This is a genomic window from Promicromonospora thailandica, from assembly GCF_024171955.1.
Classification (GTDB): Bacteria; Actinomycetota; Actinomycetes; order Actinomycetales; family Cellulomonadaceae; genus Promicromonospora; species Promicromonospora thailandica.
On record NZ_JAMTCS010000001.1, the window covers coordinates 381,947 to 396,389 of the forward strand.

The window sequence follows — 14,443 nt, forward strand, 5'->3', positions numbered from 1 at the left end:
GGTTGTCCAACTTCTCGCCGCCGGGCGCGCCCGCCGCGCACCGGCGTTAGCGTTCCTTCATGACGGTCCGCGCGCTCGGCATCCCCGAGGTGCTCCGGCGTGCCGACGAGCTGGCCCGCATCTACCAGCGCGCCTTCGGGTACTCGGACGAGCGGCGCGACCACTTCCGGGACGCTCGGCTCGCCTACCTCCCCCTGTACGACGGCGCACTCGCGCTCGGCGCCTTCGAGGGCGACGACCTGGTGGGGTTCGTCTACGGCTTCGAGTACCAGCCGGGCCACTGGTGGCCGCAGCAGGTGGGACCAGCCCTGGCGGACGCCGGGCACACGCGCTGGACGCAGGACGCCTTCGAGCTCAACGAGCTCGAGGTGCTGCCGGAGCACCAGGGCCGCGGGCACGGGACGGCGCTGCTGCGCGAGCTGCTCGGACAGGTGCCGCACCGGCACACCCTGCTGTCCACCACGGCCGACCCCGCCGACCGGGCCAAGGTGCTCTACCGCCGGATGGGGTTCGTGGACCTCCTGCCCGGCTTCCGCTACGCGGGCGTGACGGAGCCGGCCACGATCATGGGACGTCAGCGCGTCCAGGTGTAGGGCGTCGTGGTGGAGACCATGGCGAAGCCGTACCGCTCCAGGACGGGGCGCGAGTACTCGGTCGAGTCGCTGTGCACCAGCGTCGCCCCGCGGGCCAGCGCCGAACGGGCGCGGGCGGCGGTGAGGGCCCGGTAGATGCCCCGGCCCCGCCACTCCGGCCGGGTGCTGCCGCCCCAGATCCCAGCGAAGTCCGTGCCGGCCACCGGTTCCAGCCGGCCCGCCGAGACCACCCGTCCGGCGGCCTCGGCGACCCACAGCTCCATGCCGTCGTCCAGCGCCTGGCGGCGCAGCACGGCGTTCGCCGTCTCGTCCGACGGCGGGGCGCCGAACACCTCGTCCTGCATCGCGCACATGGCACGCACGTCTGCCTCCGCGGTGACCCGGCGCAGCGTGACGCCGTCGGGCAGCGGCACGTCGACCGCGAGCGCCGCCGCCTCGCCGATCATGATCGACTCCGGCTCGTCGGGCACGAACCCGTGGGTGAGGAGCGCGCCGTGCAGGCCGGGCGCGTGGTCGTGGCCGCGGGTCTTCCACTCGACGCGGGTGATGCCGCCGTCGGCCCGGAAGTGGGCCACGGCGCCGTCGACCAGGTCGCGGACGCCCGCCTCGTCGGCACCGCCCAGGTCGCGGTAGGTGACGAACCCGCGCCCGCCGAGGAAGGTGACCAGCCGCAGGGGGCCGAGGCGGGTGACCGAGACCGCGCCGGGCGTCTCGGCGTCGGTGCGGAGCTGGTCGTCGTAGGCCCGCAGCAGGCGAGAGCTGTCAGTCATGCCCCCACACTCGGCCTCCGTGCGCCGTGGCCACAACGGATTTTGCGCCGGGTCAGTCCGTGCGGGACTCCGAGGTCAGGGGCAGGCCGTTGCCGGGGGTGGCCGGGGTCTCGTCCGAGTCGTCGGCGGTGGCCGCCGACGTGGCGAGCTCGAACGGCTCACCCTCGTGCTTCTCCACCCCGGTGTCGACCGTCTCGGTGAGCACCTGGACCGCCAGTGCCCGCTTGAGCACGAGCGGGTCGTTGGACAGGTCCTTCCAGAGCGCGACGCAGAGGACGAGCATCACCACGACGAACGGCAGGGCCGAGACGATGGTGATGTTCTTCAGGCCGTTGAGGGCGCTGGCGGGGTCGTCGCCTCCGGCGAGCAGCATCGCGGCGGCGACGGCGCCCGTGCTGACACCCCAGAAGATCACCGACTTCTTGCTCGGCTCCTCCGCACCGTTCTCGGACAGGCCGCCCATGATGATCGAGGCCGAGTCCGCGCCCGTGACGAAGAAGATGGCCACGAGCACGACCGCGAGGATCATCAGCGCGAACCCGACCCAGGCGGGCACGGGCAGCGCGCCCAGGGTCTGGAAGAAGATGAGGTCGAAGTTGATGTCGGCCCCGCCCTCGCCGATGGCCGCGAGGGCCGCGCCCATGTCCTGCGCCTGCTCGGCGCGCTCCTGGAGGCCGATGGCGCCGCCCCCGAAGATCGCGAACCAGACCGTCGAGACGACGGACGGCACGAGCAGCACGCCCGTGACGAACTGGCGCACGGTGCGGCCGCGGGAGATGCGGGCGATGAACGGGCCGACGAAGGGCGTCCACGACACCCACCAGGCCCAGTAGAAGATGGTCCAGGAGCCCATCCAGTCGGACAGCGCCTGGTCGCCGGAGGCCGCGGTGCGGGAGGCCATCTCGGGCAGGTCACCCACGAAGGCGCCGAGCGACGCGGGCAGCACGTTGAGGATGAAGAGCGTGGGGCCGCCGATGAACACGATGACGGCGAGCAGCAGCGCGAGCCACATGTTGGCGTTGGAGAGCCACTGGATGCCGCGTTCGATGCCGGACACGGCCGACAGCACGAAGAGGCAGGTCAGGACGGCGATGATGAGCACGAGGGTCACCGTGCCGACGGACTCCATGACGCCCGAGTGCTGGATGCCGCCGCCGATCTGCAGGGCGCCCAGGCCCAGGGAGCAGGCGGAGCCGAACAGCGTGGCGAGGATGGCGAGCACGTTGATGACGCGGCCGCCCGTGCCGTTGACGGCCTTGCGGCCGAACAGCGAGGTGAACATGGAGCTGAACAGCTGCGAGCGCCCCAGGCGGTAGGTGCCGTAGGCCATGCCGAGGCCCACGATGGCGTACATCGCCCAGGGGTAGAGGGTCCAGTGGAACAGGGTCTGGCCCATGGCGGTGGCCGCGGCGGCGGGGGTGGAGCCGTCGACGGTGCCGGGCGGGGGCGCCATGTAGAAGTACAGGGGCTCGCCCACGCCGTAGAACATCAGGCCGATGCCCATGCCGGTGGCGAACATCATCGCGATCCAGGACGGGGTCGAGAACTGCGGCTTCTCGCCGTCCTGCCCCAGGGGGATCCGGCCGAACCGGCCGAGCGCCACGACGACGACGAAGACGGTGAAGACGGTGGCGGCCGTGACGAACAGCCAGCCGAAGTTCTTCAGCACGCCGTTCAGCGCGCTGTCGGCCACCGCGCCGAGGGTGTCGGAGCTGACGAAGCCCCAGACGATGAAGGCGAGCGCGATCAGGCCGGCCACACCGAAGACGACCCGGTCGGTGCCGACCCGGTGGTCCTGCGGGCCGAGGGCGGCCCGCTCGACGCGGTGCGCGGCGCGCTGCACGCGCCCGAGGAGGGTCTTGGTGGTCTCTGAAGTGCTCATCACGACGGCGCTCCCGTCCGCCCGGATCTTCCGGGTGGTCACACGGGGAGCGCCAGGACTCCTTTACACAGGAACGGTCTACAGGCAGCCCTTCACGTTAGCACCACACGCAGTTTCACCCCCGGGCGGGGCGTGGTCACCCCTTGAGGCCGCTGTGCGCGAGGCCCTGCACGAACTGCTTCTGGGCCAGGAGGAACACCACGAGCACGGGCAGCACGGTGAGCGTGGTGGCCGCGAGCTGCACGTTCCACATCGGCCCGCCGTAGGCGTCGACGTACTGGGTGAGCGCCTGGGGCAGCGTGAAGTTCTTCTTGCTGGAGAGGTACACGACGGGCTCGAGGTAGAGGTTCCAGGACTTGAGGAACGTGAAGATCGCCACTGCCCCGAGCGCGGACCGCGACAGGGGCACGGCGATGCGCCAGAACACGCCCCACCGCCCGAGCCCGTCGATGCGTCCCGCCTCCTCCAGCTCGACCGGGAGCCCCAGGAAGAACTGGCGCATGATGAACACGGCCAGCACCGCGGGCGCCCCGAGCACCGGGATGACGATCAGCGGCCAGTGGGTGTCGATGAGGCCGAGGGTGTTGACGATGCGGAACAGCGGCACGATGGTCACCTCGGACGGCACCAGCAGGCCGACGAGCACGAGGACGAAGAGCGCGTTGGCGCCGGGGAACCGGATGCGCGCGAACGCGTAGCCCGCCATCGCCGCCACGAGCATGGTGCCGAGCGTCACGAGCACCGCGATGTACAGCGAGTTCCAGTACTGCTGCGCGAACGGCTGCAGCGTGAAGACCCTGCCGTAGGCGTCCAGGGACGGGTCCTGCGGCCACACGGTGGGCACGCGCCGCAGGATCTCGCTCATCGGCTTGAGGCTGGACGTGGCCATCCACCAGGTGGGGAACACGAACGGCAGGCTCAGCACGGCCAGGAGCAGCACGAGCAGCCAGCGGGTGACGCCGCGCCGGGTGCGGGGCGTGAGCCCTCGGGGTCTCACGTCAGACTTCATGGAACACCCACCTCTTGCGCGACTGCCACTGCAGCAGGGTCAGGACGAGGACGATGAGGAAGAGCAGCACGGCCAGGGCGCTGGCGTAGCCGAACTCGTTGAACCGGAACGCCTGCTGGTACAGGTAGTAGACGAGCACGGTGGTCGAGCTGCCCGGCCCGCCGCCCGTGAGCACGTCGATCTGCGCGAACACCTCGAGCGAGCCGACGATCGTGATGATCGAGACCAGCAGGATGGTCGGGCTGATCAGCGGGAGCGTGATCGAGCGGAACCGGCGCCACGCGCCGGCACCGTCGAGGCGGGCCGCCTCGTGGAGCTCCTCGGGCACGCCCTGCAGCGCGGCGAGGAACAGGATCATGTTGAGCCCGACGTTCTTGAAGACCTGCACGATCACGACGGCGACCAGGGCCGTGGTGGGGTGCCGCAGCCAGTTCGGCCCCTCGATGCCGAGCGCGCCGAGGAAGCCGTTGATGCCGCCGTCGGCCTGGAGCAGGAAGCTCCAGACGATGGTCCACGCGACGAGCGAGACCACGACGGGCGAGAAGAAGAAGGTCCGGAACGTCGTGGTGCCGGGCAGCTTCTGGTCGAGCAGGACGGCGAGCAGCAGCGCCAGCGCGATGTTCACCACGACGAGCCCGACCGAGAACCAGAGGGTCGCCGTCAGGGCGTCCGCCAGGCCGGGGTCGGCCGCCATGCGCTGGTAGTTCTCCGCCCCGACGAACGTGAAGGTGTTCGCCAGGACGTTCCACTCGTGCAGGGAGTACCAGACCACCATGCCGAGCGGCAGCACGACGAAGGCCAGGGACCCCAGCACCACCGGGGCGACCATGGTGTACCCGACGAGCCGGTCGCGGCGTGCCGCCGCCGACGCTGCTGCCACGCCTCAGTCCTCCAGGAGCGGCGTGACCGCCGCGCAGGTGTCGGCCAGCACGGCCTCGACGTCGGCGTCCGGCACCCACAGCGCGTCGAGCTCCGCGCGCACCGTCTCCGACAGCTGGGCGAAGTTCCTGTGCGCCGGCTTGGTCACCGCGTCCTGGACGCCGTCGACGACCACGGCCTCGAGCTGCTCGGCCGACAGGAGCGGGTTGGCGTCGCCGAGGGTCTCGCCGTCGAGCAGGGACTGCCGCGGCGGCGGGAAGTAGGCCGCGAGCCGCTCCGCGTTCTCCGCGTTCGTGAAGTACGCCAGGAAGTCGGCGGCCACGTCCGGGTGCTCCCCCGCGGCGAAGACGCCGACGCCGGCCTGGCCGACGACGTTCTGCGGGCCGGCCGGTCCGGCGGGCAGCGGCACGACGTCCCAGCCGAACGAGCCGTCGAGCGCCGAGGCGCGGCTGATCTGCGTGATCGTCATCGCGGCGTCGCCCGCGAAGAAGTCGGCGGTGGTGCCGGGGCCCGGCATGGCGCCGTCGTCGAACACCGCGTCGTGGAACCATGTGAGGGCGTCCACCATCGCCGGCTCGGTGAAGGTGCACTGCGTCCCGTCCGCGCTCCACGGGGCCGCCTGCCACCCCGACCAGACCGTCGCCAGGTTCTCCCAGGTCTGGTAGTCGAAGTCGCGCACCACCAGGCCCTGCTTGCCGGAGTCCTTCGCGGTGGCCGCCGCGATGTCGCGCGCGGCGTCGAACGTCCACCCGCCGTCGGCCACCAGGTCGGCCGGGTCGGGCTGCCCCGCCGCGGAGATCTGGTCGGTGTTCACGAACACCGCGAACGGGCTGGTCGAGAACGGGTAGGCGTACAGCCCGTCGCCCTCCTCCCACAGCGTGAGGGCGCTGGGCACGAGGTCGTCGAACGCGTAGCCCTCGGTGTCCTCCAGCACGGGCCGCAGGTCCACGAGGGCGCCGCTGGAGACGAACTCCGGGGCGTTGCTCTCGAAGACCCAGGCCAGGTCGGGCGCGTTGCCACCTGCGAGCTGGGTGGTCAGGGCCGTGGTGTAGTCGTCGAACGGGATGGTCTCGAACGTGACGCCGGAGACCAGCTCCGGGTTCTCGGCCACGTACGCGTCGGCGATGGACCGGAACAGCCCGAGCTGGGCCTCGTCGGCCGTCCAGACGGTCATCCGCAGCTCGACGGGCTCGTCGGGGGTGTCGGGCTCGCCCACCGGGGCATCGGCCCCGCTCGCGCAGGCGGTCAGGGCGAGGGCGGTGCCGAGGACGGCGGCGGTTCCCGCCGTCCGGCGGCCTCGGGTGCGGTGTGCAGACATCAGTTCTCCCTTGGACTGATCGGGGGGTGCTTCAGTACGGGTACACGCCGTCGGGCCAGTGCAGCTCGACGCCCGTGGCGACGAGCTCGGCCTGGTAGTCGGCGAGCTGGTCCGGCTCGGACTGCACGGAGTGCGGCGTGCGGCCGGTGGCGAGGCAGTGCGCGGCCAGGTGCCCGGCGGCCTCGCCGACGTTCCACTCCACGGGGTGCAGCCGGTAGCACCCGTTGGTGATGTGCGTGGTGCCGATGTTCTTGTTGCCCGCCAGCAGGTTGGTGGTGCGGCGCGGCAGCAGGGCGCCGAGCGGGATCTCGAACGGGGTGGACGGCACGTCGATGTAGGTGTCGCCGCCCGTGGAGGGGTGCAGGTCGATGCGGTACATGCCCACGCCCACCGAGTCGGCGTACCGGGTGGCGCCCCGGTCGCCGCGCACGGCGTAGGAGACGTCGTTCTCGGTGACCGTGGTGACCGCCCTGATGCGGCGCGACTCCCGGTGGTAGGCGGCCTGCGCCAGCCCGTCCGCGCTGCCCATGACGTCGGGGCGCAGCCGCAGGCCGGGGAACCCGGTGCCGCCGTCGGGCCGCGGCGCCTCGGTCTGCATCCAGTAGAGCATCGAGAGGCTGAGCTGCCGGGCGTCGGCGATCCGGGCCTCCTCCACGTCGCGCGGCACGTCGAGCACGTGGCCCAGGAAGTAGTCGATGCTCGGCCAGTTCACGAGGCACAGGTCGCTCGCGTAGAACCCCGGCGCGTGCAGGTCGCGTGCGGCGATGCGGCGGAACAGCCACAGGTTGCCGTCGCCGGCGTTCTTGGACTGGTCGGCGTCCACCGCGAGCGGGTCGTCCCCCGGGTTCGGCGTGAACGACCGCTTCTCCAGCGCGAGGGTGCGCGGGTTGGGCGCCGTCCACGACAGGAGCTGCTCGCCGCCCCAGGCGGCGGGCGCGTAGGTGCGCCAGAAGTCGTAGCGCTCGGGCCTGTCGATGGTGTGGTCGCCGTCGGTGTGCTCGACGACGAAGCACACGCTCAGGGCCTGGACGTTGTCCGGCTGGGCCTCGTCCGGCGCGCTGGGCTCCCCCGTCTCGTGCCGCGACTCGAACCCGGTGACGTACTCCGTGCCGGTCAGCGGCAGCAGCTCGCCGGTCTCGGTCGCGTCCACCGTGTAGGCCGCCGCGACGGTCACGTCCTCGCCGCCGACGACCGAGCGCAGCGTCACCGACGCGACCCGGTCGCCGTCGGTCGTGGCCGACACAGGACGTACCCGCTCGAGCAGCCGGATGCGGCCCGTGGACCGGTACGGGGCCAGCATCTCCTCGAGCACGCCGACGGCGACGCGCGGCTCGTGGCACAGCTTGGACACCCAGCCGGCGCCCGGGTTGAGCTCCGCCCGGTCCCGCGCCCCGTCGGTCAGCGGGTAGCGACGGCGGTAGACGTCGCGGATGCCCTCGCGCAGCGCGCGGTACCGGGCCGTGACGCCGAACCGTTCGACCCACGGGTGCTCGTCCGGCGGCACGGCCTGCGAGGTGAGCTGCCCGCCGATCCACGGGTGCTCCTCGGTGAGGACGACGCGGGCGCCGCGGTCGGCGGCCGCGAGCGCCGCGGCGATGCCGCCGAGCCCGGCGCCCACCACGAGCACGTCGGTCTGCAGGTCTGGAGAGGTCACGCGAGATCCGTCCTGTCGGGGGTTGCGGTGCGGGGGCGGGTCACCGGTTCGGTCATGGGGCGTCCGGCCCGGGCGCTGCGGCGGCCACCGTGGCGCCCGCCACGTCCGGGCAGACGAGCACCTGGTGCAGCTCGGCGTCGGTCACGGCGGCGGGCCGGCGGCCGTCGCGGTCGCGCCGCGGCTCGTCGTCGGCGACCAGGCGCGAGAGCAGGTACAGGGCGCGGGCGCCCATCTCCTCGCGGGGTACGGAGAAGCCGGACCAGTCCCGGCCGCCGCGGCGCGGGTGGTGCGGCTGCCCGAGGAGCAGCACGGACACGTCGCCGGGCACGCTCCGCCCGCGGCGTTCGAGCTCGTCGGCGAGCTCCTCGGGGTGGTTCTCGGGCGCCACGACGACGGCGGTGAACCGCTGGTCGAGGATCTCGTCCGCGGTGGCGGCGACGTCCTCCAGCTCGACGAAGCGGGTGGTGAGGCCGTGGGTCTTCATGGCGGTGCGGTAGCCCTCGACGCGGTCGAGCGTGGGCTGGTCGGTGCCGCGCAGGCCCACGTACCCGATGCGCCGGTGCCCGTGGGCCACCAGGCGGTCGATCTGCCGCACGGTGCCGCCCACGTAGTCGGCGCCGACGTAGGGCAGGCGGCCGCCGTCGCTGCCGCGCTTGCCGATGAAGACGAACGGGTAGTTGGTGTCGAGCAGGTGCTGCAGCTCGCCGCGGTGCTCGTGCTGGCCGAGCAGCAGGCAGCCGTCGGCCACGCCGAGCCGCTGCCAGCCCTCGCGGGTGAGCCGGCGGCGCCCGTCGGCCACCGGGGCGCTGGTGAACAGGAGGATGTCGACGCCGAGCCGTTCGGCCGCGTGCTCGATCCCGGTGAGGAAGGGGCCGTAGAAGTCGCGGCTGGCGCGCGGGAAGGTGGCCTCGTAGGTGAAGACGCCGAGGATCTGGGCGAGCCCGCCCGCCAGGCGCTGCGCGGCGGGGTTGGCGGTGTAGCCGGTGATGCGGATGGCGTCGAGCACGCGCTGCCGCGTCTCCTCGCTGATCCGCACGCCCGCGGGGGTGCTGCCGTTGAGCACGAAGGAGACGGTGGCCTGGCTGACGCCGGCCATGGCGGCGACGTCGGTCTGGGTGATGCGGCGACGTGGCACGGCTCCTCCTCGAACGCCCGGTCGGGTCATCGTCGACACCGGGAGTCTCCGGGGGCGCGGAGCGCGCGGTCAATCAGATGATGCGCATTATTAGCAACCCGCCCGGTGGCTCCGCAGGCGCGTGACCGCCCCGGGGGCGGTCGGATGGGGCGCATTATCAGCGCCCTCGTGGCCGCTCAGCGGCGGACCCGGGCCCGCGAGCGTGCGACGCCCTCGAGCGTGGCGCGCACCGGCGTGCCGAGGTAGATGCCGAGCGACGCGCCCGCCGCGAGGGCCAGCCCCACCGAGGCCGCCAGGACCAGCGAGCCCGGCCCGCCGCCCGCACCCGCCGCGGGGTCGGCGTGCACCATGCCGAGCAGCCCGTAGAACACCGCGCCGCCGGGCACCAGGGGCACGATCGCCGCCGTCGTCACCGCGACGGACGGGACGTGCAGGTTGTGGGCCACCAGCACGCCGACGAAGCTCGCGACCAGGGCCGCGAGACCGCTCGCCGCGGCCACGTGCAGGCCCGCCGCCGACGCCGCTGCGTACCCCAGGGCCGTGATGCTGCCCAGCAGGGCGCTCACCACGACGATGCGCGCGCCCGCCCCGTTGAACAGGGCGACGGAGACCGCGATGACGACCGCGCCGGCGACCTGGCCGGGCAGCGGGCCGAGCGGGAGCGGGCCGTCCGGCAGCGTCATCCGGTAACCCACCACGCTCCCGAGCTCCAGGCCCGCCAGGATGCCCACCACCAGCCCGAGGGTCTGGAGGGTGAGGTCGAGGATGCGACCCGCCGCGGTGAGGGCGAAGCCGTCGATGGCGTCCTGCGCCGCGCCCACCACGGTCAGGCCCGAGAGCATGAGCACGATCCCGGACGCCACGATGATGGACGGCCGCACCCCGGTGAACGGCTCGACGCCCGCCGCCGCGAGCGCCGACACGGTGACCGCGACGACGGTCGTGACGAAGGCACCGGCGATCTGGCTGAAGAACGAGGGCACGCGCAGCCGGGCGAGCCCCGACTGGGTCGACGCGGCGGCCAGGGCCGCCACGAACGTCAGGGCCACGACCGTCGCGGTGCCGCCGGACAGGATGCCGACGCCGACCGTGAGCAGCGCCCGCGCCACGACGACGACCTGCGGCCGGTACCGGAACGGCACACGGCGGATGGCCCGGAAGCGCGTCCGGGCCTCGGCGAGGTCGAGCCCGCCGTCGATGTCGACCAGCAGCGCCTGGAGCCGCTGCAGCTTGGTGTGGTCGGGTGCGGCCACGCGGACCACCCGCAGCAGGGTGTGCGGCCACCCCTCGCCGCTGCGCTGGTAGGACAGCGCGATCGACGTGTACGTCACGTCCACGTGCACGCCGTGCAGGCCGTACGCCTCCGCGACCCGCGTGACGGCGAGGGTGACCTCGTGGGCGGACGCGCCGACGGCGAACATCTGCTCGCCGACGCGCATGGCGAGGTCGAGGGCGCGCAGCACCATGGCGTCGTCGACGGCAGGCTGTATCTCGGTGTCGGGCACGTCGGCGGGGTCGGCGCGCAGGACGCGGCGCACCGTCGAGTACAGGCTTCGGCGAGGTGGCTGCGGCATCGACCCATTCTGTGCACGACTGCGCGCACGACGCCGCCGCACCGGCCTCCGCCGTCGCCGTCCGGCCCGGAGGGGTTGCCGTCGCCGCCCGGCCCGGCCACGATCGTCGCCTCACGACCGGGGAACACATGACGCGCAGGGAACGCCTGGACCGGTACCTCGCCCGGGCCGCGGAGCGGTTCGGCGTGCGGCCGGACGGTACGCCCGTGGCCGGCGACTTCGACCGGACGCTGGCCGTGCGGGTGTCCGGCGCGGGCGGCGCCGCGTGGCTGCGGGTCACCGCCCAGCCGCCCGCGTGGGCGGCCGGCGACGGCTGGGACGGCATCGCGGCGGCGACCGGCGCGCCCTTCGACCAGATCCCGATGCCCCGGCACCTCGCCACGGCGGAGTGGACCGACGACGGCGACGTCGTCCGCGCCGACCTCGTCACCCACGTCGGCCACCCCGCCGTGACCACCGGACTCGTGCTCCGGCACGACGTCGACCTGCCCGACGCGTGGTGGGCCGCGCTGCGGTCCGGCCTGGAGCCGCTGCGCCGCGTCCGGACCGGACGCGCCGCGCTGACCCCGCAGGCGCTCGCCGACACGCTGCTGGCGACGTTCGGCCTCGTGGTGGACCTGGACCGGGTCCGGTGGGAGACCGCCCACGGCGACCTGCACCTCGGCAACCTCACCGCCCCGGAGCTCACCATCCTGGACTGGGAGACGTGGGGCCGCGCCCCGGCCGGGTACGACGCCGCCGTGCTCGCCTGCTCCGCCGTGCTGCGGCCCACCGTCGCGGACCGGGTCAGGGCCGAGTTCGCCGACGTGCTCGGCACCTACTCGGGCGCCGTCGCGCAGCTCGCGGCCGCGGACCGGTACCTGGCCCTGGTGCGCCTCGGGCGGCACCGGGACGTGGCGCTGCCCCTGCGGCGGCACGCCGAGTCGCTGCTGCGGGACCTGCGACGGGACTGACGCGCGCCCCTCACGGCACGCGGAACGTGACCGTCTGCACCGGGTTGTCGAACTCGGTGGTGCGCAGCGACACGCGTGCCGCCCAGTCCCCCGTGGTCGGCAGCACGACCTCGCCCGCGTACACGCCCGGCGCCCGGGACCCGAGCGGCACCAGACCGAGGTCGACGTCGCCCGACGTCAGGCCGACCTCCGGGGCCGCGTACCCCTCGAACGGCTCGCCCGCCGCGTCCGTCATCGTGACGGTCACCGTGGCCGGGCCGACGGCGGGCGGGTCGAGCGAGACCGCGGCCGTGACGCCGTCGAGCCGCACCGCCTCGGTGACGGCGGCGGCGCTCGGCTGCCCCGCGACGGTCCGGTCCTCCTCGGGGCTGCGGTCCACGAGGAAGCCCGTGACGCCGAGCACGGCGACCAGCACCGCCGCCTCCGCGAGCGCGGTGCGGACCACGAGCCGGGCCGGAGCGGTGCGCTCGCGGGGGCGGCGCGCGGCGCGCAGGCGGGTCAGCAGCCCGTACCGGTTCCACGCGGCCAGCCCGACGGCGACCAGCGCGACGAGCACCTTGACGAGCAGGAGCACGCCGTAGCCGCTCCCGACCAGCGCGGCCCAGCTGCCGGCGACGCGCCAGGCGAGCACCACGCCCGCGACCACGAGCACGGCGAGCACGCCCGCGGCGACGGCGGAGAACCGGCCGAGCACGAGGGCGCCCGCGTCGTCGTGCACGAGGTCGCCGAGCACCAGGACGACGGCGACGAGCCCGCCGAGCCACACGGCCCCGGCGACCAGGTGCAGCACGTCGACGCCGACCACGAGCGCCTCGGGCGAGGCCGCCCGGGTGTGGCCGGTGAACGCGGGGGCGGCGAGCGCGAGCAGGCACCCGGCGAGCACCAGCAGGGTGCGGGTCCGGTCCGGGGCGACGGCGGGGAGCCCGCCGGCGGCCACCGCGAGCCCCAGGGTCACGGCGGCGGGGACGGCGTACTCGGCGGGCGCGAGCGCGCTCCACGTGCCCGCGTCGGCGATCGCGGAGACCGGGACACCGAGCTGGTAGAGCGCGACGACCGGCACAGCCGCCCACCAGCCGAGCGCCGCGACGCCCGCGGCCACGCGGGCGACGCGGCGCAGGCGGGCGCGGGGCCGGTCGGCCACGGTGTCGCGGAGCGCGGCCTCGGCCGCGCCACGGCGGGCGGCCGCGCCGCCCCGCGGACGGGCGCCCGCACCGCCCCGCACACGGGCGCCCGCGCCGCCGCGGGGAACGGCCGGCGCGCCGGGGCGCGGCAGGAGCAGGACCGAGAAGGCCGCGACCCCCGCCGCGACGAGCAGCCCGACGTACCCGGCAGCGCGGACGACGCCGAGCGCCGGCGGTGCCTCGGTCGCCGCGTCGGCCCCCGGCACGTCCACGACGTCGCTCGGCGCCCCGACCGAGAAGCTCAGCGACCCGCCGATCGGGTGACCGTCCTCGGAGACGAGCCGCCACAGGATCACGAGCGTGCCCTCGCCGACCTCCTCGTCGAGCTCGACCACGAGCCGCTCCCCGCGCACAATGGCCGACGCCGCGACCTCCTCCCCCGCCGCGTCGAACACCCGGGTGCCCGAGGGGACGCCGAGCACGGACTCGTCGAACGTGAAGGTGATCCGCTCGGGTGCGGCGTCGAGCACGGCCCCCTGGGCCGGGTCGGACTCCAGGAGCGTGGCGTGCGCCGCCGCCCTGTTCGCGGGGGCGATCAGCAGCGCGCACAGGAGGGTGAGCAGGAGCAGGACGGCGCCGCCGCGCCGGACGTCGACGGCTGTCACGGCTGCCGGTGGCGGCGGATCAGGGCCACCGCACCCGCCAGGGCGCCCGCGGCCAGGACCGCGAGCCCGCTGTAGGTGACCAGGGGGTCACCTTCGCCGGCGGCGTCGGGGGCGGGGACCGGCTCCGGCTCCGTTGCCGGCTCCGACTCCGAGGCCGGCTCGGATCCGGCCGAAGGCTCGGCGGACGCGGCGTCGGCGTCGTCGGCCGACGCCGACGGGCTCGGGTCCCCGCCACCGGTGACGACGACCACGGGTGCGGGACGCTCGAGGTCGGCGTGGTCCTGCGCGTCCTGCGCGACCTCGGTCCACGCCGCCTCGCCCGCCTCGCAGCGCTGCACCACGGGGAACACGAGCGTCGCGCCGGGGTCGTCGGGCAGGCGCACGGAGAGCTCGACGGCGGCGTGCTCGCCGTCGGGCAGGGGTTCGTCCGCGGTCCACGTCAGGGCGTCCCCGGACCGGTCCACCGTCCAGCCGTCCGCGTCGCGGGCGGTGACGTCCGCGACGCCCTCGGGCAGGCGGACCGACATCGCAGTGGTCGCCGAGCCGGCGCACCCGTGCGGCACCTCGACCCGGAGCACGGCGGTCGCCCCCGCGGCGGTGGTCGACGGTGTGATGGTCACGTGGGCCGACGCCGGCACGGACCCGAGGGTCACGAGGACGGCCGCGGCCAGGCCGGACAGGGCCGTGCGCCGCACGGCGGTCGTGCTCTTCATGGAACTCTCCGACTCTGGAGGTGGCCCGCACACCTAATCAGCGGGCCGAACTGCTGTCAAGAATGTGAACCGATGCGGCCGGAACCATTTACTCCACCCTGCGCCCCGCGTACGGTGGTTCACGTCACTGAACCAAGGTCGGCTCCGTGAACCTGGCGACCGCCAGGCCCGACCCCA

General features: G+C 74.0%; 12 protein-coding genes. 2 read left to right on the forward strand and 10 right to left on the reverse strand.

Features of this window, described 5'->3' with window-relative positions; genetic code table 11:
- The first annotated feature begins 59 nt into the window (after nucleotides 1–59).
- Complete coding sequence (locus APR03_RS01815) at nucleotides 60–593, forward strand: GNAT family N-acetyltransferase (RefSeq protein WP_253832145.1); 534 nt, start codon at nucleotides 60–62, stop codon at nucleotides 591–593.
- On the opposite strand, the gene APR03_RS01820 is transcribed toward APR03_RS01815, so the two are convergent.
- The 8 genes from APR03_RS01820 to APR03_RS01855 all read right to left on the reverse strand — a co-directional run bounded on the left by APR03_RS01820 (nucleotide 575) and on the right by APR03_RS01855 (nucleotide 10,814).
- Nucleotides 575–1,363: a GNAT family N-acetyltransferase gene (locus tag APR03_RS01820; protein WP_253832147.1), complete on the reverse strand. Its 789-nt coding sequence runs from the start codon at nucleotides 1,361–1,363 to the stop codon at nucleotides 575–577. The genes APR03_RS01815 and APR03_RS01820 overlap by 19 nt on opposite strands.
- A gap of 52 nt (nucleotides 1,364–1,415) precedes the next feature.
- Nucleotides 1,416–3,245, reverse strand: a complete 1,830-nt coding sequence (locus APR03_RS01825) for a BCCT family transporter (protein WP_253832149.1) — start codon at nucleotides 3,243–3,245, stop codon at nucleotides 1,416–1,418.
- Between the two features lie 136 nt (nucleotides 3,246–3,381).
- Nucleotides 3,382–4,254: a carbohydrate ABC transporter permease gene (locus APR03_RS01830; protein WP_253832151.1), complete on the reverse strand. Its 873-nt coding sequence runs from the start codon at nucleotides 4,252–4,254 to the stop codon at nucleotides 3,382–3,384.
- A complete protein-coding gene (locus tag APR03_RS01835) occupies nucleotides 4,244–5,134 on the reverse strand; it encodes a carbohydrate ABC transporter permease (protein ID WP_253832153.1) in 891 nt (296 codons plus the stop codon). Before APR03_RS01835 ends, APR03_RS01830 begins: the two co-directional genes overlap by 11 nt.
- A gap of 3 nt (nucleotides 5,135–5,137) precedes the next feature.
- Nucleotides 5,138–6,451, reverse strand: coding sequence for an ABC transporter substrate-binding protein (locus APR03_RS01840; protein WP_253832155.1), 1,314 nt, complete (start codon nucleotides 6,449–6,451; stop codon nucleotides 5,138–5,140).
- 31 nt (nucleotides 6,452–6,482) lie between these two features.
- Nucleotides 6,483–8,105: an FAD-dependent oxidoreductase gene (locus tag APR03_RS01845; RefSeq protein WP_253832157.1), complete on the reverse strand. Its 1,623-nt coding sequence runs from the start codon at nucleotides 8,103–8,105 to the stop codon at nucleotides 6,483–6,485.
- 52 nt (nucleotides 8,106–8,157) lie between these two features.
- Complete coding sequence (locus APR03_RS01850) at nucleotides 8,158–9,240, reverse strand: LacI family DNA-binding transcriptional regulator (RefSeq protein ID WP_253832159.1); 1,083 nt, start codon at nucleotides 9,238–9,240, stop codon at nucleotides 8,158–8,160.
- Between the two features lie 176 nt (nucleotides 9,241–9,416).
- Nucleotides 9,417–10,814, reverse strand: coding sequence for a threonine/serine exporter family protein (locus APR03_RS01855; protein WP_253832161.1), 1,398 nt, complete (start codon nucleotides 10,812–10,814; stop codon nucleotides 9,417–9,419).
- Between the two features lie 128 nt (nucleotides 10,815–10,942).
- Here APR03_RS01855 and APR03_RS01860 point away from each other — a divergent pair, with 128 nt between their 5' ends.
- Nucleotides 10,943–11,767, forward strand: a complete 825-nt coding sequence (locus tag APR03_RS01860) for a phosphotransferase (RefSeq protein WP_253832163.1) — start codon at nucleotides 10,943–10,945, stop codon at nucleotides 11,765–11,767.
- Between the two features lie 10 nt (nucleotides 11,768–11,777).
- Here APR03_RS01860 and APR03_RS01865 read toward each other — a convergent pair whose 3' ends face one another.
- The gene (locus APR03_RS01865; protein WP_253832165.1) at nucleotides 11,778–13,553 is read right to left on the reverse strand and encodes a copper resistance CopC/CopD family protein; all 1,776 of its coding nucleotides are present in this window, start codon (nucleotides 13,551–13,553) and stop codon (nucleotides 11,778–11,780) included.
- A complete protein-coding gene (locus APR03_RS01870; protein ID WP_253832167.1) occupies nucleotides 13,550–14,266 on the reverse strand; it encodes a YcnI family copper-binding membrane protein in 717 nt (238 codons plus the stop codon). The genes APR03_RS01865 and APR03_RS01870 overlap by 4 nt, the downstream gene beginning before the upstream one ends.
- Between the last annotated feature and the right edge of the window lie 177 nt (nucleotides 14,267–14,443).